Origin of the sequence: Chelatococcus sp. YT9 (assembly GCF_018398315.1) — a bacterium.
GTDB lineage: Bacteria > Pseudomonadota > Alphaproteobacteria > Rhizobiales > Beijerinckiaceae > Chelatococcus.
Window position 1 is genome coordinate 3,568,046 of record NZ_JAHBRW010000001.1, and the last position, 19,099, is coordinate 3,587,144.

Consider the following 19,099-nt stretch of genomic DNA (forward strand, 5'->3'; position numbering starts at 1 on the left):
ATTCTATTTCGTAAGATTTTTCGGTAAGCGCTTCCATAGATTCAGCAATTCTCCGTCTTCGCGTAATTGGCCGCGCGACGCGGTCTCGGCCCTCGGAGCATGAAAGCTTCGTGTCTCATTCCCCCACGGCCCACGCGGCCTTAAACTTACGCCGTGACCGAATCGTCCCTTTCCTCAACCTCAAGGCCCTTTCTGGGCGTCGCGCGTTCCGCGCTTGGCCAGGCTTGGCGCGATCGCCTTGACGATGCCGGCGCGGCGGCTGCGTTGGCGATGGTGCAGTCTCATGGACTTCCCGATATCGTTGCGCGGATCCTCGCGGCGAGGGGGATAGCCGGTGCGGATGCGTCCGGGTATCTCGAGCCGCGGCTGCGTGACCTTATGCCGGATCCATCAATTCTGCGGGACATGGAGCCGGCCGTCGGCAGATTGGCGGCGGCCATCAGCCGTGACGAAGCGGTTGCCATCTTTGGCGACTATGACGTCGATGGTGCTTGTTCGACCGCGCTCTTGGCCAGCTTCCTAGCGCGTTGCGGCACGCGGTTCATTATCCATATTCCTGATCGCATCACCGAGGGCTATGGGCCCAATATCGAGGCGATCCGGGCGCTCAAGGCCGAGGGCGCTGACCTGCTCGTGACCGTAGATTGCGGCACCACGAGCTTTGAGCCCCTTGCCGAGGCGGCGCGGCTCGACCTCGACGCGGTGGTGATCGACCATCATCAGGCGACCGCGGAATTGCCGCAAGCCGTTGCGATCGTTAACCCGAACAGACAGGACGACCTCTCGGGACTAGGGCATCTCGCGGCGGCCGGTGTCGTCTTCATGGTCCTCGTCGCGCTCAATCGGCGCCTTCGGAGTGATGGCTTTTGGGACGCGCGCGGCGGTCCGCCCGATCTGCTTGGAGACCTCGATCTAGTTGCGCTGGCGACCGTCGCCGATGTCGTGCGCTTGGAAGGGCTGAACCGCGCCTTCGTTCGTCAAGGGCTCGGCGTGATGCGCCAGAGGCGACGGCCGGGATTGACGGCGCTTCTCGATGCGGCCGCGCTGCGGGCACCGCCTGAGGCGTGGCATCTCGGCTTTCTGGTCGGGCCTCGCATCAATGCTGGAGGGCGTATCGGCGACGCCGCGCTGGGTGCCAAGCTTCTCCTGACCGATGACAGCATGGCGGCGGCGCAGATCGCCGGTGAACTGGACCGGCTCAATCGCGAGCGGCAAGCCATCGAGCATCAGGCTGTAGAGGAGGCGACTGCGGAGGCGGAGCGGCAGCTCAGCGAGCGGGAGGCGTCGGTTCTGGTGGTCGCGTCAGCCGAGTGGCATCCCGGCATCGTCGGGCTTGTCGCCGCTCGTTTGAAGGAGCGCTTCCGCCTACCCACCTTCGCCTTCGCCTTGACGCCGGCCGGGGGCACCGGGTCGGGGCGCTCCATTCCGGGGGTCGACCTTGGACGAGCGGTACGGGCGGCCGTTGATGCCGGCCTTGCCATCAAAGGGGGAGGGCACGCGATGGCTGCCGGTATCACCCTCGCGCCTGATGGTCTGCAGCCTTTCACGGGCTATCTCGACAGCATGCTCGCCGCGGCGGTGGCAGAGGCCCGCCTCGATAGCGGCCTCTCGATCGACGCGGCCGTGACCGCCGGCGGCGCAAATCCGGGGCTGATTGCCGGCATCGCACAGGCGGGCCCCTACGGCTCGGGCAATCCCGAACCGATCTTTGCCTTTCCCCATCATCGGCTTGCTGAGGTCTCCGAGGTCAAAGGCCATATCCGCGTATCCCTGAAAGGCGGTGATGGCAGCAGCCTTGGCGGCATGGCGTTCAGGAGCGCCGACCGCCCGCTTGGGCAGGCCTTGCTGGCGGCCCGTGGGCGTGTCCTTCATGTCGCGGGCACACTAGCGCTGGATACTTGGGGCGGGCAGGCCAAGGCGAGCCTGCGTGTGCTTGATGTCGCCGAGCCAGCCCGTTGAGACAATGCCATAGGAGCGATGTGGCATGTGTCGTTTGGGAATCAATCGCGAAGGGCCAGTCACAGCCAAGCGCTAACGCGAAATGCATTTGGCCGGCCGGCGAAGATGGCGAGGGGCCGTGTGAGCGCCGATGCATGCGTCATATGGAGCAGTCGGGCCGATGCGGCGAATACGGATGCCTCTTTGCCGAGGGTGCGTGAGTTCTTGTATAAGGTATTGATAGATAAGCAATATGTCGCTGTTGCCGCGAGTGCCGAAGCCGAGCCGGCGGCGCGTCTTATCGATCTTCCTGTGAGTTATGCCCATTGATGATCAATTGGCTTGCCAGAACGCTTGCAGCCGTTTGCGAACGCCTCTATATGTTCGCGCCAACGCAGCCGAGCGATCGGCCGTTGCCGGAGCGCTCTTCGTCTATCGGTTAGGACGCCACCCTTTCACGGTGGAGAGAGGGGTTCGATTCCCCTAGAGCGCGCCATCAGCATGTGATGGCTCCTGAGCATCGACAAGCCACGGCTTCATCCTCCCTGAACGAAAATCCCTGTCTGGTCCCCGTCTGGCAAGCCGCGTACCGCTCGACCGGAATTAGCCTTGCAGTGTCGTCAAGTGGCAGCCGTCTTCGGGATGGGCCAAATCTGGATCATCAGCGCATAGAGCAAGGCCCCGCATACCAGGGACGATGCCGCGACACCGAGGGCGAACGCGAAGCCGATGCTTGCGGACCCCGCGCGATTGACAAGGATGCCGACAAGTGGTGGCCCGGCGATCTGACCAATGCCATAGGTCGCGGTGAGAAGCCCGAAGTACCGGGCAACGTGGCGCGGCCGCAGACGGCGAATCTCTTGGACGGCAAGAAAAGTGATGATGGTAAAAGGTAAGCCGACAAGGAAGCTGCTGATGATGAAGCCGACCACGCTCTGCCAGACGAGCGTGAGGGCAACGCCGACGGCCTGAACGAGATAGGAGACGATGAGCGCGGCCCGATGATCTACCCGGGGTGGGATGCGCGTCCCGAGGAGGCACCCGATCACGACGGATAGGCCAAAAATGGGCCAGAAAAGATCGATCCACGCCGAGCCCGGCAAGGCGTCGCGTGCGATTACCGGTAAGAAGGTCGCGGTAACGATATAGCCGAAGCCAGCGATGCCATAGGAAACTGCAAAGACCGCGACCTCAAGCGGATTCTCGCGCGGGGGATCTTGTGTCTGTTGCGTTTGTGGTGGTGCAGGATTCGACGCCTGCGGGCTGATGGACGCTAAGTTGGCGGCGCTGCCCGCGCCGGCGGACGACCTGCGGTATGCGGGCCAGATGCAGGCGACGACCAGCAATGCCAGAGCGGCGAAGGCCAGCCAAGCTGAAGAAGCTCTCCAGCCCGCCGCCACCATGCCGCTGGCCGCAAGGCCGGAGAGAGCGATGCCGAGGCCTGGGCCGGTATACATGAGGCTGGCGAGATGAGCCTTGCCGCGGCTCGCCAGTTCGCGAACGCACCAGTCCGACGTGAGAACGAAGGCTACCGCACTGATCACCCCGGATAGGAACCGCAACGGCCCCCAGAGATCTACGCGCGGCCAAGCCATGCCCGCCGTGAGCGCGGCCGTCGCGATGAGGCTGACGCGGATGATGACGGTCAGCTGCCGTGTCGAGTTCCGCGGCAGAGCCATGCACAGCATTGCCCCAGCGAGATAGCCGAGGTAGTTGGCTGTCGCCAGATAGCTGCCACGTTCCAGGTCGGTGATCCCGTCGTGCAGCATCATCGGCAGAACCGCCGTGAACGCGAAACGCCCGATACCCATGGCGATGGCCAGCGACGCCGCGCTCGTGGCTGCGATCGTCACGGCGGTGTCGTACCGCATTGGCGATAGGACGGCAGGGGAAGGCTGGTGCATGGCTCGATCTGGAAGGCGGTTGACGGCGCGGCATGCCGGGCGACGTCAGAACGACGCCGGGCGGTGACTTAAGTTTGCGCGATCACTTTGGCAATCAGCCCCCGCGCGCCCCTGCCATGCGTTGTGGCAGCAGGCATGTTCCGCGCAGAGCCGCATGGCCTCGGGCGCATTGCCGAGCCTGAGAAAAAACGTTGACACATGTGGAGACCGTTCACTTGACCCGCGGCGCATCGCGCGCGAGGCCGCCATGCGCTTGGAGCAAACGGTCCCGCCAGGAAAAAACTGGATCATCCGGATCCAGAAGCTCGACCGGGCTGATGCAGCGCGCCCACATCATCATGCCGAACACGCAATAATCTGCATAAGCCGGCGCAGCGCCACAGATAAAGGGCTGCTGACGCAGCGTGAAGCGCAACGGTCCCAACGCTTGGCGTAGGCCCCGGAGAGCCGCGGCAATGTCCGCGGTGAAAGCTTCCAGCGACATCCCGAAGCGCTTTTCACGCGACAGGCGGAAATAGTCGCGGTCCTTCGCTGCAATGCCGCCGTGGATATCAAGCGTGATGACTTTCGCGATAGCGGGAACGAGCGTGCCATCAGCCCAGCTGTTGACGAACCGGGCAACGGCTCGGCCCGTATCGCCACCAAACAGGGAGGGGTGAGGAAAGCGCTCCTCCAGATATTCGGCGATGCGCCATGAATCGCTGACGACCGCCTCGCCATCGACGAGCACCGGTACGAGGCCCTGACCGGAGAAGGCGATCACATCCTTCTCCGTGAAGCGCCAGGCAACGCGCTCGGCACCGAGCCCCTTATGGGCGAGCGCCATGCGGATCTTCCAGCAATGCGGACTGAAACGCACCGCCTCGTCCGCTCCCGCCAGTTCATAGAGCTTGAGGGTGGTTGCAGGCTGGGCCGCGATATCGTCCGTGCGAGCAATCGTCATGACGCGCTCCCCGCGCGCGGCGTGTGGGAGGTCGCGGTCTGGCCGAAGAGGATGCTGTGCGCCTCCTTGCTGACGGTCGGTGCCTTGTTGATGGTGTCAGCGATCTCATAGGTACGGATCACCGATGGGCGGGCATCAAGCGCGTCATACCAGCGCCGGATGCCTGGGAAGTCGCCCAGATTCTGCCCGTGCCGCGCATGGGAGCGCACCCAAGGGTAGATTGCAATGTCGGCGATGGAGAAGTCCCCGCCGACATAAGCGCGATCAGCGAGCCGACGATCCAGCACGCCATACAGCCGATTAGCCTCTTTCACGTAGCGATCCTTGGCATAGGCGACATCTTCCGATGCGTAGTGCAGGAAATGATGCGCTTGGCCAGCCATCGGCCCCAATCCCCCCATTTGCCAGTAAAGCCATTGCAGCACCTCGAAACGCGGGCGGCGCTCGCGCGGCAGAAGCCTACCAGTCTTGTCGGCAAGATATTCCAGGATAGCGCCGGATTCGAACACCGACAGTGGCCCACCGCCATCCTCCGGCGCGTGGTCGATGATGGCGGGAATGCGGTTATTGGGGCTGACCTTGAGGAAATCGGGCTGGAACTGCTCGCCCGTGGAGATGTTGACGGGCGTAATGCGGTAAGGGAGGCCTAGTTCCTCCAATGCAATCACGATCTTATGGCCGTTGGGCGTAGTCCAGTACAGAAGCTCGATCACAGCAGTATCCTCCTGCCCACATTCTTGACAAGACTGTCAAGTTTGACGCTTATGTCAAGAATGAAATGACGAGGAGGAGCAATGGTCGGGGTACGTCAGTTCGATGAGGAGAAGCTGTTGCAGCAGGCCGAAGGTGTTTTCCGCGCGAAGGGCTTTGAAGCCACGTCAATGACGGACCTGGCCGAGGCAACGGGCGTGCAGCGCGGCAGCCTCTACAACGCCTACGGCGACAAGGAGGAGCTTTTCCTGCGCAGCTTCGCGCGTTACGAGGCCCGCTTTCTCGGGGCAGCGAAGGAAGCCCTTGCCATTGAAGATCCCCGTGCGGCCGTGACAGCGTTCCTTGAAGCCGCCATCGTCAATATGACGATGGCGCCGACGGGGGGGGGATGCCTGACGACACGCACGGCGATGGAGGCAAGGCACGCGGGCGGACGCATCCGGGACGGCCTATTGACATTGATGTCCGAGCTGGAGCGGGCGCTGTCTACGGCTTTGAATCGCCCGGGATCTGCCGATCGGCTCGCGCTGCCTCCTGAGCAGGCCGCGCGACTTCTCGTGGTCTTCACACGTGGTCTGGCCGTTATGGAGCGACTGGACGCGGCGCCGAACGCGCTACGGGCCGATGCACGCGCCCTTGTCGATTTACTCGTGCCGGTGTGAACGCTCAGGGCAGTTTGATGGACTTATCGAGGTATTCGTTAGTGAAATAGGGACCAGGGCCTAGTTTCACATTGAACAGCGTCTCGATCATCGCGACATCAGCCTGGACCCGTTCGGGGTCATAAGCGCCGATCGCGACCTTGCGACCGATGTCATCCGCGATCAGCGTCTCTACGCGTTTCCAGTTCGCCAGCACATCCTCCGCATTCTGGCTCGTCTCGGAGGCCAGCACCTCAGTGCAGGGCTTCGGATTCTCGAAGCAGGCACGAATGGCCTTCTGCGAAACCTTGAGGAATTTCCTGAGCGTTTCGGGATTGCTCTTCATATAGGCGCCGCTGGTGAAAATACTGAGCCCATAGGGGTTCACGCCGAGTTCGCGCAGCGAGACATAGCCGAGATCCTTGCCGAAGGACTTCTCATAGACGTCGTGGACGCTGTAGAGATGCGGCGAGACGTCGATGATGCCCGCTTGCAGCGAAGCGACCTTGGCCTCCGGCGCGATATTCACCCACGTCACGGAATCGGCGGGGATGCCGATATTCTTGGCGATGACAGGCCAGATGGGTCGTACCGCGTCGCCCGCCGGCGCGCCGATTTTCTTGCCAGCAATATCCTTTGGCGAGGCAATATTACCGCCCTTCTTCCAGTAAAGGCCGAATGCGGTATTGACGTAGAGCGCCATCACGCCCACGGCATCGATATTCTTGCTGCGGCCCTCGAGGATATTCGCCATGTCAGCGATGCCGACCTGAACCTGTCCGGCTGCCACGCGCGGGATCGTCGCGCCGGATCCACGCCCGCCCTCGATGGTCAGGTCAATGCCTTCATCCGCATACCAGCCCATCTTGCGTGCATAGTAATAAGGGCTATGGTCCCCTTGCGGAACCCAATTCAGAAGAATTGTCATCTTCTCTGCGGCCTGGGCGGCGGGCGCAATTGCAGCGGTTCCAAGCAGAATGCCGATCTGCGCTGCGGCGATAACAGCCAGTCTACGTGTTATACAGTTCATTCTATCCTCCCCTATGGTGCCTGCTTTGATCCGCCTAGGCGGATTTATAAGGTTGCTTTATTCTCCGTCGATGGAGATGTCTTTGAACGTATCCGAATGCTGGTGAGTGGTTCCCCAAGGCAGGGCGTCAGGATCGTGCCGAAGCCATGGGCGGCGAGTGTGGATCCAAGCTGGATCTGCCCAGCCAGAATGCGCAGGCCCTCCGGTCCGTAGACATCAGGGTGCAACGCCTCGATCGCAGCGCGCTCATCTGCTGGCAGGGCCGCGGTACCCGGTCCGAAATGGTGGCCGTTGCGCTCGCAATCGCCGACGCGAATGACGGCCGCGGCGGCCAAGTTCTGTTGCAGTGCGATGCCCGGCTGGACGCACAGGTCTTCGGCGGTGATGAAGCTGCCGGCCGCCGCTGCCCGCGCCGCATTGCGGAGGCCGTGCAACACGCCCTTGCAGGTTTTCATACTGACCCCGGCATAGCCGAGCGCCAGCGCCCGCGCAAAAGCATCCTCGCTGTCGTCTGACTCGTCGATGATAACAGGCCAGGGCAGCGCTAGCCGGCGAATGTCGATGGACAAAGCCAGCCGGCGATGGAGCGGCTGCTCCACATAGGCGATAGATGCGGCGAAGCGCTTAAGGCGTGGCCGCCGAGCGAGATTCGTCATGACGCTGGCAAAGCTGTCCAGGTCTTCGAAAGCTTCATTGGCGTCGAGGCTGATGCGGTACGAAGGACAGGCCACGTCAAGAAGGATGGCGATCGCCTCCAGCCGATCGAGCGCTTCGGGAGAACCGCCGAGCTTCACCTTGAAGCGATCGATGCCAGTGGCCTCGATCACCTCCATCAGCGTGACGGGCTTCCCATCAGCTGGGCCGTCGGTAGTGTCCGCCGCCGTGAGGGGATCGTCGAGCCCGACCGTATGGCGAACAGCAATGTTGCATGGCAGCGCGGAGCGTGATGCGAGCCAAGCGCGGTAAGCGTCTCCTCCGTCCGTCGCCACGCCGAGATGGTCCGCCGCCACGATCTCCTCGAAAGGAAGATCGCGCGCGCGACACAGGCCATCGATCGCGGCCCGTTCCACAAGCGCTGCCCCGAAAGCCCTCTCCAGCGGCGTCAGGCCGGCATCGACGAGCGTCGTATCGCTCGCCATCGCGCGTGTGAGCTCCCGCTCAAGCACGGCGACGTCGGGGAGGTCCGCGGCAATGACACGAGCCATTTCAGCTGCGCGGATCGCCGCCAGTTTCAGCCGGTCGGCGCTCTCATCCGTGCCGATACGAAGGTCTTTCTCAAACCATTTCGGCGCGGCGATCTCCGCGGCATAACCCGTGACCCTGCGTCCGCCGATCACTGCCTCGAGCGCAAGATGCACTTCCGCGAAACGCCTGACGGTGACACGGCCATAGTGGAACGGGATACGCAGCGGCCAGTGACGCTCGCCGAGCCGGGTTTCCATCACGCGTATCCGGGGCCGGTGGTCCATCAGGCTCGCCTCTTTGCCGCGCCGCAGTCTCGTCAATCGTTGCAGTGCATTCCCTGATCAGTGCATTCCAAGGAGCCCGTAAATCTCGCGGGTATACGCGGCGAAGGCGTCGTGGGTCTTGATGTCGAGGGTGCGTGGTTCTGGCAGATCGATGGTGATCCGCGCCGCCATCCGCGCCGGCCGTGCCGTCAGCACGACGACCTGCGTGCCCAGGAATACCGCTTCCGATATGCCGTGCGTAACGAAGAGGATCGTCTTGCCGCTATCCTTCCAGATCCGGCGCAGCTCGATGTTCATGCGCTCGCGCGTCAAGGCATCGAGCGCGCCGAAAGGCTCGTCCATGAGCACGAGCTTCGGATCGTGCACCAGTGCGCGGGCAATGGAGACGCGCTGCTGCATGCCACCGGAGAGCTCATAGGGGAATTTGTCCTCGAAGCCCGCGAGGCCGACGAGGGCGAGCAGGTGTCTCGCTCGCTCTCGGCTTTCCTTGACCGGCAAGCCGAGGATCTCGGCGGGTAGCATGACGTTGTCCAGGATGCGGCGCCATTTAAGCAGCAACGCCTGCTGGAACACCATGCCGATGTCTCGGCCGGGGTCGAAGGGTTGCCGATCGTTGCCGATGCGCACAACCCCTCCATCATGGCCGTGCAGACCGGCGAGGATCTTCAACAACGTGCTCTTGCCGCAGCCGGACGGTCCGACCAGCGTGATGAGCTCGCCTTCCGCGACGTCGAAACTGGCATCGGAGACGGCAAGGAATTCCTGGCCGCGCTGCCGATAGACCTTGCGTACGCCCTTGAGGTGGATGAACGGCGGCGGAGCATCCGGCGCCGGGTGGCCGTCGGCGATCGAGGCGCTTGCGTTCACAGGGGTGAGCATATCTCTTTCCTCAATCGAGCCTGGCGTCGGCAACCACGAACAGGCGCTCGCCAGCAACGACCAGCCCGTAAAGCACGATTCCGATGGCGGAGATCAGTGCGAGGCACATGAACATTGCCGGCGTGTCGAGGCTCGATTGCACCTGCAGCATGAGATAGCCGAGGCCGCGCTCCGAGCCGATGAACTCGCCGACAACTGCACCGGCGACAGCCAGCACCGCCGCGACCCGCATGCCGGAGAAGATGTAGGGCAGGGCGCTTGGCAGCTGGATCTTGGTGAAGATCTGCTGGCGGGAGCCGCGAAGCGCGCGCACGAGATCCACGAGATCCGCCTCGACCTCCCGCAGCCCCCGAGCCGTTGTGATCACGATCGGAAAGAAGCAGATCGTGAAGGCGATGACGATGTTGGGAATGACGCCATAGCTCAGCCACACGATGAGGAGTGGCGCCATCGCGACCTTCGGGATCATGTTCAGCGTGACGAGAAGCGGCATCGCCGTGCGGCCGGTGACGGGCCACCAGGAAAACACAACGGCAAGAGCAACGCCGAAGATGCTGGCGAGTATAAAACCCCCGAACACTTCGATGGTCGTAATGTAGATATGCATTCCCCAGTTATAGTGGGGCTGGAACAGCGTGCCGACAGTGTCCACCGGCGACGGCAGGATAAACCGGGGTATGCCGCCCCAAGCGGTCACGGCATACCATAGCGCGAGCAGAGCGAGATGGATGCCGATCGCAGGCCCCATCCGTCCGAGTTGCAGCGCAAGGCGCTGGGCCTCGCCGTTTCCGGCGCCCGGCGCCGCCTGGGCGGTATCGGCCATTAGAAGACTCCCGAGCGCACTTCGAACTTGCTGGGCTTGCCGTAGAGCGGTTTGCCGCTCTTCATCCACTCGGCGACCCAGCGAACCATCGGATTGATCGGCACCACGGGATTGCCGAGGAGTTCGGCGACGGCGTCGCAATTGACGAAGAGACAGCTGGTGCTCTCCTCGCCGGAGAATTTGGGCTCCACGCCGAAAAGCTCGCCAAACTGCGTGGCAATCTTGCGCACGCTCACGGCTTCCGGGCCACCAATGTTGATCGGGCTCGCGGGCACGTCGCAATGGCGCAGCAGCCGGATCATCTGCGCGCTGGCATCACCCTGCCAGATGATGTTGACGTGGCCGGTGTCGAGCGGCACGGGCTTGCCGTTGAGCACCCAGCTCGCGATCTCCTGCAGCACGCCATAGCGCATGTCGATGGCATAGACGAGCCGCGCGATCCGGCCGGGCGTCTGATGCAGGCGCGAGTAGTACTGGAAAGTGCGCTCCCGGCCCACCACGGAATTTGCATATTCGCCGGGCCGTGCGAACGGTGGAACATCCTCGGTCACGCCGCCATGCAACGGGTTGGACCAGGGGTAGACGTGGATGGTCGAGAAGGTGACGATGCGCGAGCCCGCAAAGGCGCGCGCGACGATGCCGGGGGCAATCGTATTCATCGCCCAGAGGAAGTCCTCACGGCCTTTGTAGTCGAATTTCAGGCCGGCCATGTAGATCACATTGGCCAGTTTCGGCAGTTCGCCAACCGCCTTCTCGTCGAGAAGGTCACAGCGGATTGTTTCGACGCCGAAGCTCTGCAGATGGGCCTCGAGACCTTCCTCCGAAAAGCGCGAGACGCCGACCACACGCTTGTGAGGGGCGGCTCGCTTGATCATCCGCGCCAGGCAGACGCCGACCTTGCCGGCGACGCCGAGGATGATGACGTCGCCTTCGATCTTTTCCAGGTCTTCGGCGACTTCGAGCGTCGGCAAGGACATGAAGTCCTCGAGATGCGCGACGTCGCGGAAAGCCTCGGGGAACATGCCGGGATTGAGATAATCTGAGTGGGGTCCCTGGCGGGTCAGCATGAAAATCCTCCCTTATGCCGATCGGCGTCGCATCGCTCCGCGTCGCCAGACTGTCTTTGGTGAAGCGGCTCGTGCCGTTTCCCTGTCATACTTGCTCAGGCGACCAGCGGCACGCTCGCGCCGCGCTCGGAGAGCCATCGGTCGAGGTTCGCACGGACGAAGGCATCGTCGTTCATTTCCGGGTATTGCGCATAAACGCGGTCGATCGCCTCTGCCTGTCCGGGGCTAAGACGTTCGTTTGGATCGAGACAGGTGGTGCCCGTCACAAGGCCTTGACGGCGTAGCACCTCCAGACAGCCCGGGATGCATCCCGCGAGATTGTGAGCGGCGTCGTAGATGGCGCCGTTGCAGTCAGTCACTACGGAATCCTGTGCGAGAAGATCGACGGGGACGGCCGCCTCGTCCGGAAGGGCGTGGATACGCGTGAGGAGATCGACGGCCCCCTTCGTCCAAACGCTCCAATGACCGAGCAGGCCGCCGCGGATGCGCGCCCGTTGCTCCGATCGGCCATCTGGACTGCGCACCACGAAGGGCTGCAGAAGGTCGAGCACAATGTGGTCGTCATTGCCAGTGTAGAGCGTGACACGGTCGGCCGCGCCCGCGTCAACAACGGCACGCACAATGTCGAGCGTCCGGTAGCGGTCGAACGGCGCCATCTTGATGGCGATGGCATTTTCGATCGCCGCGAATTCACGCCAGAAGCCATAGCTCAGATGAAAGCCGCCGACGGCTGGCAGCAGGGAAAAGCCGATGATCGGGATTTCCGCCGCGATACGCCGGCAGTGGTCGAGCACCTCAGTCTCCGACGCACCCTTGAAGGCCGCGACATTGAGAAGGGCGGCGTGATAGCCGAGCTCTCGGGCGACATCGGCCTCTTTCACCGCCTGCTCCGTGCGGCCGGTGACGCCGGCAACGAGAAGCGAGGGCGTGGCTTGCCAGTCCGAAGCTGTTTCCGCCGCTATGCGGAGAACAGGCTCATAGAGGCCAACGGTGCGAATCGCGAACTGTGTCGTGTGGACGCCGACCGCAACGCCCGTCGCGCCGGCATCGAGATAGTAGCGTGTCAAGGCCCGCTGGCGGGTGACGTCTAACTGCCGGGTGCTGTCGAGTGCCAGCGGGTGGGCCGGCAGGACAGCACCTTTCCGCAGCGCGGCGATCAGGCGGGGATCGATATCAGAATGATGGCGGGGCATGGGGTGAGCCTTTGTGGGGCGATCGCGATTGGTGCTCAGACCGCCATCTCAAACGGCCATGTCGAGCGGGTGGGTTTCGGATGCGAAATGGTGCGCGTCCATCAGCGGTAGCGGATCGCGGATGGCGACCGGTGCGTAGGCCATGCGGTCCAGGATATGGCTGCGCACATCGACACCGGGCGCCACCTCGGTCAGCACAAGGCCCTGCGGTGTTGCCTCGAAAACCGCGCGCTCGGTCACGACGAGCGCGGATTGGCCGCGTTCCGCTAGTCCCTCGAACACGCGGTAGGTCACGCTTTCGGCCGTCTCGACGAATTTCGAGACGCGGCCGTCGCGGATGATACGCAGCGCACTGCCCTCGACACGGGCGTCGAGACCACCCGTCGTGAAGGTGCCCGTGAAAACAAGGCGGCGCGCGTTATGGGCGATATCGATGAAGCCGCCCGCGCCTGGATTGGCGTTTCCGAAACGGCTGACATTGACCACTCCGGTGGCGTCGAATTCCGCGAAGGCGAGCGCCGCGAAACGGCACAGGCCGCCGTCGATCGCGTCGAACTGGTAAAGGCCGTCCATGATGGCATCGGGATTGAGGTTCGCCGAGAACTGCCACCCTGACATGACGACGCCGCCGTAGGAGCCGTGCTCCGTGGTAAAGTAATAGTCGGCGAGTGCGCCGTCATCGAACAGACCCAGCTCCGCCATGACAAGGGGGATATCGGCTGCGGCGCCGAAACCGAAGATCGACAGTTCGCGTTTGCGGACCTCGCGTGCGGCACGGGCCGCGATGACCTTGTCCGGCCCCGGGGCGGGACGCGGCAAGTCGCAGAGGGGACGGCGCACACCGCTGAAATAGGCGGGATCGAAGGGCGTCTCCGTTGCCATCATCATCGCGGGGTCGACCACGATGGTATCGATGAACATGCCCGGAATGGCGACGCCGGAAGCGGGACGCTCGCCTGCTGGCAGGATGCGGCGCACCTGCGCGATGACGCGGCCGCCGCTGGCCTTGGCTGCCAGCACGAGGCCAAGGTTGGACGACACCAGGGCCTCGTCTTCGAAGGAGAGATTGCCGTGCTCGTCGGCGCTCGATGCCCGCACGATGGCCACGTCGAGAGGCCAGGTCGGATAGTAGAGAAGTGTCTCGCCGTCAAATTCGATCTTGCGGACGAGGTTTTCCTCGGCCTTCGACGTGAACTTGCCACCGCCGTGGTCCGGATCGATATAGGTGCCGACGCCGACCCGCGTCATATAGCCGGGGCTCTTGCGGGCGACCTCGCGCAGCCAGTGCATGGAGGCACCGATCGGCCAGGAATAGGCTTCGATCCGGTTCTCCCGGACGAGGCGCATCAGTTCCGGCCGGCGGCCGGTGACGGGATCGACCGGATTGATGTAGGAGCCGGTGACGATCCGCTTCATGAGGCCTTCCTGAGCCACATGGTCCATGCCCTTCACACCCTGCGCGTCACCGGTGCCGCATGGAAAATAGAAGGTGAGATCCCGCGGATGGCTGGTGGCGCGGAAGCGATCCCCCAAGGCTTTCAGCACCTTGTCCGGCGTGATCCAGCCAATGACCCCGACGGAAGCGACTGTGGCGCCATCGGGGATGCTGGCTACGGCCTCGGCTGCATCGACGATCTTGATCATGACTTCACCACGAAACGTTGCAAGGTCGCTTTCGCTGGTGGTCCAGCGCAATCGGCGGCGAACATGTGGCCCGCCAGATGATCGAGCCGCTCACCATCGAGCGTCGCAAAGGGTTCAAAAAAGCGTTTGGTCGAAGCGACGGCCTCGCGCGGCAAAGCTGCGAATTTCTCCGCCAGCGCGGTTGCGCGGGCTAGCGCTTCGCCGGCCGGCGCGCTGAAATCGGCAACGCCAAGCCGTAGCGCTTCCGTGCCATCGATCGGTTCCGCCCCCCAGGTGAGAAGGCGCGCCTTGGTCGGGCCGATGCGGGCCACTAGGGCTCCGAGACCCCATGGAGGCAGCCAGCCGTTTGGCACCTCTGGCAGGTGCCAGCGCGCGTTCTCGGCAGTGACGACGACATCGCACGAAGCCGCCAGGATGAAGCCGCCACCGAGCGCGAAGCCCTCGACGGCCGCGATTACCGGCTTGCTCAGGACGCCGATGCGGCGAGCGATCGCGGCTGTCTCGGCCTCATGGCGACGCATCCCATCTACAGAGAGGCGGCCGAGTTCCTTGAGGTCGCTGCCGGCGCAGAAGGCAGGCGCCGCCCCCGTCAGAACGATGGCGCCCACCGCTTGATCGCTCTCGGCGACGTCGAGCGCCTGGGCGAGAGCGCGCATGGTTTCCGTCCCGAGCGCGTTGCGGCGTTCCGGCCGGTTGAGCGTGAGGACAGCGATCCCGTTCCGTTGGTCGAAACCGACGAGGGCACTGGGCGAAGGAGTGGCATCATTCATGATCGATCCTCAATCCAGCCGCCCGCCGTCGCGATTGAGCAGGAGGCGCAGGTCCGCGCCGTCTATGGCACGTGGCTCCATGCGCTCCCTGACGGCGAGGACCGCGGCGTGGCCGATGGCGTGGCCGTAGGAAAAACACTGGGCCGTCACACGGGCCGAGGCCACGGCCTCGTGCTCTGCGGACAGACAGCGGCCGGCAGCGATCAGGCCTTCGCCGCGCTGCGGCACGAAACAGCCGTAGGGCACCTCGTAGACATCATCGAGCAGCCACTCGACCTTGGGCTTGGCACCGGCATGCAGCTCGATCGGCCAAGGTGAGCGGGCGATGCCGTCGGCACGCTTGCGGCCAGCGACGACATCGCTGTTGGTGAGCTTGGTCGCGCCCTCGATCTGGCGTGTCTGGCGCACGCCGACCTGCACGCCGGTATCGTTGACGAAGGCGTCCTCGCAGCCGGCCAAATGGTCGCGGAAGAAGCGCGCGTATTCGCGCATCTGCAGCCGCCCCTCGATTTCGGCATCGGAAAAGTCGCGCCAGAACAAGGGATTGAGCTCGCGCCCGTCCGGACCAATGACGCGGGTGCAGTTGCAGAGCAGTTCACCTGGCCGTGTTGTCGTGAAGAGCCAGATCTTGGCGCGCGGCAGCTTGTAGCGGCCGCTCCCATTCTCCGCCTGGATCAGCTTCGAGATCGCGTCGGGCATGATTGTGTCATGGCCGTAGGCGGCTACGAAGCGCTCGGTGTCGACACCCAGCATGCGGAAGATCATAGTCGGGTTCTGGACGCGGCCTTGATCGCCAATGAACGACGGGAAACCCGCCATGGCGACGAGATCCGCGTCGCCGCTGGCATCGATCGTCACCCCCGCGCGCACCTCGAGCGGGCCTTGCTTGGTCCAGAGCGCGACGCCCTCGATTCGCTCTTCACCTTCGCTGAGAACGCCGGTGACGGTGGCGTGATAGATCACTTCAACGCCGGCGTCTCGCAGCAGCGCGTCGGCGGCCTCCCGCCACACGAGCGGGTCGTGAACCCGCGTCCAGGTTTTGCCATAGGGCAGGGGTGCGGTGAGGCCGCCGCGCACATCAAGCGCCCGCACGAACTCATCCGCGAAACCGAAAACGACCTGGCGTGGTCGGGCTTGGCGGTTGTCCGTCGCCTCATAGAGACCACAGACAGTCCCCGACAGCCCGGCGACCGCGCCGCCGCCACAGAAACCGTAACGCTCCACCAAAGTCACGCGCAGACCTGCACGGGCCGCCGTCACCGCGGCGGCGACGCCTGCGGCCCCTCCGCCGGCGACAACGACATCCGTGCTGATGCGTGAGCGTGAACGAACATCCACAGCGACATCTCCCTGGGCGCAGCTGGTTCAGCGGCGGCGACAGCTCTTGCGGCCTGTCCACGTGGTGCCGAGGTTGATCGGCAGCTGACATGGCAGTTTTGTCGGCATCTGACATATCAGTTGCCGAACAGGGCCGTCAAGGGCTATGTTGCAGGCAGTTGGAGCGCTGAGAATCGTATTTGGATGACCGATCTGACCACATCACCGGTAGAACAGGCCTCGGATTCACTCGCGGAAATCGCTTATCGTCGGATCGAGGAAATGATCGTGACCCGCGAGCTCCTCCCAGGCTCGATGATTTCCGAAAACCAGCTTGCCGATGAACTCAACTGCGGTCGAACGCCAATTCGCGAGGCGCTGCAGCGATTGAAGCTGGAGGGATTCGTCGAGATCCATCCAAGGCGCGGCGCCCTGGTGACGCCTGTCGACGTGATGCGACAGCTCGAGCTTCTGGAGGTCCGGCGCCCGCTGGAGGATCTGGTCGCGCGGCTGGCGGCCGAACGCGCGACGCCTGACGAGCGGCGCGAGATGCTGCGTTTGGCTGATGAGATCACCGCCGCCGCGGAGCGTGGTGATCAGCGGGCCTATCTCAGCGCCAACAGGGCAATCCACGATATCCGCACCAAGGCCTCGCGCAACCAGATGCTCACACGCACGATGGGGCTGGTGCTCGGCCTATCTCGGCGATTCTGGTATGCCTATATTCAGGACACGGGCAGCTTCACGGTCGCTGCAGCGCTTCACAACGACATTCTGCAGGCTATCGCGGCCGGTTCCGCAAAGGACGCCGCGGTGGCGGTGTCGAGGCTTCTCGATTTCCTCGAAAGCCTGACACGGCGCGCTATCGAGCGGCAGCTCTAGGCAGTGCGTCATTCACGCCGCTGCAGGCTTGAGGTCTGTTGCCGCGCTATTCCCGGAGGGTAGCGCCACGAGCGCCGGGTTGGCGGCGTGACACTCACCCGGTTTTCGAGGGCCCAGCCGCGCGGCCAACGGAGCATCATTTTGCCCTCGTAGGCCCCGCGGATTTCGCTGCCGTGAGGCCAGTCTCCTCTGAAGGGGAGAGAAGTGGCATCCGTCCTCCCCCGCGTCATTCCAAGCGCGTCAGTCGTTCAGATACTCCGCGGCGCAGGCTTCGAGCTTCCGCCAATCGTTGGCGTCCAGCTTGCGGAAAGGCGCGCGGCATTCGCCACAATCGAAGCCCCTGAGCTTCAGGAAGCCCTTGGTGGCCGGGAACACGCCGACGTCGATCAGTACTTCGATGACCCGATTGGCGCGCTTCTGCAGGGCAAGCGCATCGGCCATGCGACCTTCGTGGAAAGCCGTGTACAGCGCCACAAAAAGATGCCCCATGAAATTGTAGGTGGTTCCAATGGCGCCATCGGCGCCCATGGCGAGGCCGCCTAGGCACATCTCGTCATAGCCGTTGTAGATCACGGCGTCAGGACGATGCGTCTTGAAGCGTTCGAGTTGGAAGAAATCCTGCGAAGTGTGCTTGATGCCGATGACGCGGGGATCATCGAGCAGTTGCAGGATCTCATTTGGCCCGAGCTTGCCCGTGCGGCCGCCGAAATTATAGACAATGACGGGAAGTGGTGTCGCCGCCGCCAGCGTCTTGTAGTGCGCGATCAACTCGGCGGCGGAGAAATCGTAGTAGAATGGCGGGATGGCCGAAACGGCATCAAACCCGGCATCGGCCGCCGACCGGGCAATGGTGAGCGTATCCTCGGTGGCGATGGTGCCGACATGGGCAATCAGTGTGCCGCGGCCACGGGTCGCGCGAGCGACACCGGCGATGAGGCGCCCCCGCTCCTCCGGCGTTTGCAAGAAGGCCTCGCCTGTGCTTCCTCCCACGTAAAAGCCCGCCACCCCCTGGCCGAGTTCATGGTCGACGAGGCCGGCAATGATCTCGTCGTTGATGCTGAAATCAGCGCGATAGGGCGTGACGAGTGCCGACAAGATGCCACCGAACTTCTGGGCCGGGGACTGGGTCACTGAAAATCTCCTTGGATGATGTCTGCCCGGGCCATGCGACTCAATTACGGGCGTAGCGGTTGTAAGCTTCCTCGAGGTGCCGGCGCATGGCTTCCGCGGCAGCGTCGGCATTGCGTCCGGCAATGGCATCGAAAATGGCGAGATGCCCGGCGTAGCTCATGCGATTATTGGTCTCGGGATCATCCAGAGGGGGGCGTTGCCCGATGATCCACTCCACCGCCGCATCGTGCATGGCAACGAAGACAGGGTTGGCCGGCATTTCAGCAAGCACGCGGTGAAACGCGGCATCTGTGAGAGCGAATTGCCGCTCATTGCCGATCTCCGCCTCGTTGCGCTGCAGCGCGTCGCGCAATACCGCAATTTGCTGGTCGGTAGCATTGGCACAGGCGTAACGGACGAGTCCCATTTCAAGGAAAAGGCGCACCTGCTCGAAGTGCCGGACTGCGCCGGCCTGCTCCAACCAGTGACGAACGGTGCTGTCGAGCTCGCGCAGGACCTGGCGCGCCGTAGGCTCCGTCACCCGCGGGCGCTCGCCAGTCGCAAGCCGAACGAGGCCGATGCGCTGCAATGCATAGAGTGCCTCGCGGATCGAGGGACGGCCCACGCCGAACAGCGTCATCAGTTCACGCTCGGAGGGCAGTGGTGATCCCGGCGGGAACGTGCCATCGCGGATTGCTGCTTCAAGCCGCTGCACGACCTCGTCCGACAGCTTGCGCCGCGCAATGGGGCCAAGCTTTTGATCCGAATCGCTCATACC

General features: G+C 63.6%; 17 protein-coding genes and 1 tRNA gene. 4 read left to right on the forward strand and 14 right to left on the reverse strand.

Features of this window, described 5'->3' with window-relative positions; genetic code table 11:
- Positions 1 to 153 precede the first annotated feature (153 nt).
- Both recJ and KIO76_RS16500 read left to right on the forward strand, forming a co-directional pair.
- Positions 154 to 1,959, forward strand: coding sequence for a single-stranded-DNA-specific exonuclease RecJ (gene recJ, locus KIO76_RS16495; protein WP_349629393.1), 1,806 nt, complete (start codon positions 154 to 156; stop codon positions 1,957 to 1,959).
- Between the two features lie 400 nt (positions 1,960 to 2,359).
- Positions 2,360 to 2,434 (forward strand) — tRNA-Glu (locus tag KIO76_RS16500).
- Between the two features lie 124 nt (positions 2,435 to 2,558).
- Here the strand turns inward: KIO76_RS16500 and KIO76_RS16505 are convergent.
- The 3 genes from KIO76_RS16505 to KIO76_RS16515 form a co-directional block, all read right to left on the reverse strand.
- Positions 2,559 to 3,791: a YbfB/YjiJ family MFS transporter gene (locus KIO76_RS16505; protein ID WP_349629394.1), complete on the reverse strand. Its 1,233-nt coding sequence runs from the start codon at positions 3,789 to 3,791 to the stop codon at positions 2,559 to 2,561.
- Positions 3,792 to 4,053: 262 nt separating this feature from the next.
- Positions 4,054 to 4,785 (reverse strand): glutathione S-transferase family protein, encoded by a 732-nt coding sequence (locus tag KIO76_RS16510; protein ID WP_213324280.1) that lies wholly within the window; start codon positions 4,783 to 4,785, stop codon positions 4,054 to 4,056.
- A complete protein-coding gene (locus tag KIO76_RS16515) occupies positions 4,782 to 5,498 on the reverse strand; it encodes a glutathione S-transferase N-terminal domain-containing protein (RefSeq protein ID WP_213324281.1) in 717 nt (238 codons plus the stop codon). The genes KIO76_RS16510 and KIO76_RS16515 overlap by 4 nt, the downstream gene beginning before the upstream one ends.
- Before the next feature lie 81 nt (positions 5,499 to 5,579).
- Here KIO76_RS16515 and KIO76_RS16520 point away from each other — a divergent pair, with 81 nt between their 5' ends.
- Positions 5,580 to 6,158: a TetR/AcrR family transcriptional regulator gene (locus KIO76_RS16520; RefSeq protein ID WP_213324282.1), complete on the forward strand. Its 579-nt coding sequence runs from the start codon at positions 5,580 to 5,582 to the stop codon at positions 6,156 to 6,158.
- 4 nt (positions 6,159 to 6,162) lie between these two features.
- On the opposite strand, the gene KIO76_RS16525 is transcribed toward KIO76_RS16520, so the two are convergent.
- The 9 genes from KIO76_RS16525 to KIO76_RS16565 all read right to left on the reverse strand — a co-directional run bounded on the left by KIO76_RS16525 (position 6,163) and on the right by KIO76_RS16565 (position 16,350).
- Positions 6,163 to 7,167, reverse strand: coding sequence for an ABC transporter substrate-binding protein (locus tag KIO76_RS16525; protein WP_213324283.1), 1,005 nt, complete (start codon positions 7,165 to 7,167; stop codon positions 6,163 to 6,165).
- A gap of 44 nt (positions 7,168 to 7,211) precedes the next feature.
- Positions 7,212 to 8,636, reverse strand: coding sequence for an enolase-like domain-containing protein (locus KIO76_RS16530; RefSeq protein WP_213324284.1), 1,425 nt, complete (start codon positions 8,634 to 8,636; stop codon positions 7,212 to 7,214).
- A 57-nt stretch (positions 8,637 to 8,693) separates the two neighbouring features.
- Positions 8,694 to 9,515 carry an ABC transporter ATP-binding protein gene (locus tag KIO76_RS16535; RefSeq protein WP_213324285.1) on the reverse strand — a complete coding sequence of 274 codons (822 nt, stop codon included), beginning with the start codon at positions 9,513 to 9,515 and terminating at the stop codon, positions 8,694 to 8,696.
- A 10-nt stretch (positions 9,516 to 9,525) separates the two neighbouring features.
- The gene (locus KIO76_RS16540; RefSeq protein WP_249729621.1) at positions 9,526 to 10,338 is read right to left on the reverse strand and encodes an ABC transporter permease; all 813 of its coding nucleotides are present in this window, start codon (positions 10,336 to 10,338) and stop codon (positions 9,526 to 9,528) included.
- A complete protein-coding gene (locus KIO76_RS16545) occupies positions 10,338 to 11,405 on the reverse strand; it encodes an NAD-dependent epimerase/dehydratase family protein (protein WP_249729622.1) in 1,068 nt (355 codons plus the stop codon). Before KIO76_RS16545 ends, KIO76_RS16540 begins: the two co-directional genes overlap by 1 nt.
- 95 nt (positions 11,406 to 11,500) lie before the next feature.
- Positions 11,501 to 12,598, reverse strand: a complete 1,098-nt coding sequence (locus KIO76_RS16550; protein WP_213324286.1) for a dihydrodipicolinate synthase family protein — start codon at positions 12,596 to 12,598, stop codon at positions 11,501 to 11,503.
- A 48-nt stretch (positions 12,599 to 12,646) separates the two neighbouring features.
- The gene (locus KIO76_RS16555; RefSeq protein WP_213324287.1) at positions 12,647 to 14,242 is read right to left on the reverse strand and encodes an acyl CoA:acetate/3-ketoacid CoA transferase; all 1,596 of its coding nucleotides are present in this window, start codon (positions 14,240 to 14,242) and stop codon (positions 12,647 to 12,649) included.
- A complete protein-coding gene (locus KIO76_RS16560; RefSeq protein ID WP_213324288.1) occupies positions 14,239 to 15,012 on the reverse strand; it encodes an enoyl-CoA hydratase/isomerase family protein in 774 nt (257 codons plus the stop codon). The genes KIO76_RS16555 and KIO76_RS16560 overlap by 4 nt, the downstream gene beginning before the upstream one ends.
- Before the next feature lie 9 nt (positions 15,013 to 15,021).
- A complete protein-coding gene (locus KIO76_RS16565; RefSeq protein ID WP_213324289.1) occupies positions 15,022 to 16,350 on the reverse strand; it encodes an FAD-dependent oxidoreductase in 1,329 nt (442 codons plus the stop codon).
- A gap of 183 nt (positions 16,351 to 16,533) precedes the next feature.
- On the opposite strand from KIO76_RS16565, the gene KIO76_RS16570 reads away from it, so the two are divergent.
- Complete coding sequence (locus KIO76_RS16570) at positions 16,534 to 17,211, forward strand: GntR family transcriptional regulator (RefSeq protein WP_213324290.1); 678 nt, start codon at positions 16,534 to 16,536, stop codon at positions 17,209 to 17,211.
- A gap of 240 nt (positions 17,212 to 17,451) precedes the next feature.
- On the opposite strand, the gene KIO76_RS16575 is transcribed toward KIO76_RS16570, so the two are convergent.
- A complete protein-coding gene (locus tag KIO76_RS16575; protein WP_291977342.1) occupies positions 17,452 to 18,342 on the reverse strand; it encodes an N-acetylneuraminate lyase in 891 nt (296 codons plus the stop codon).
- A gap of 40 nt (positions 18,343 to 18,382) precedes the next feature.
- Positions 18,383 to 19,096 carry a transcriptional regulator NanR gene (gene nanR / locus KIO76_RS16580; protein ID WP_213324292.1) on the reverse strand — a complete coding sequence of 238 codons (714 nt, stop codon included), beginning with the start codon at positions 19,094 to 19,096 and terminating at the stop codon, positions 18,383 to 18,385.
- Positions 19,097 to 19,099: the final 3 nt, after the last annotated feature.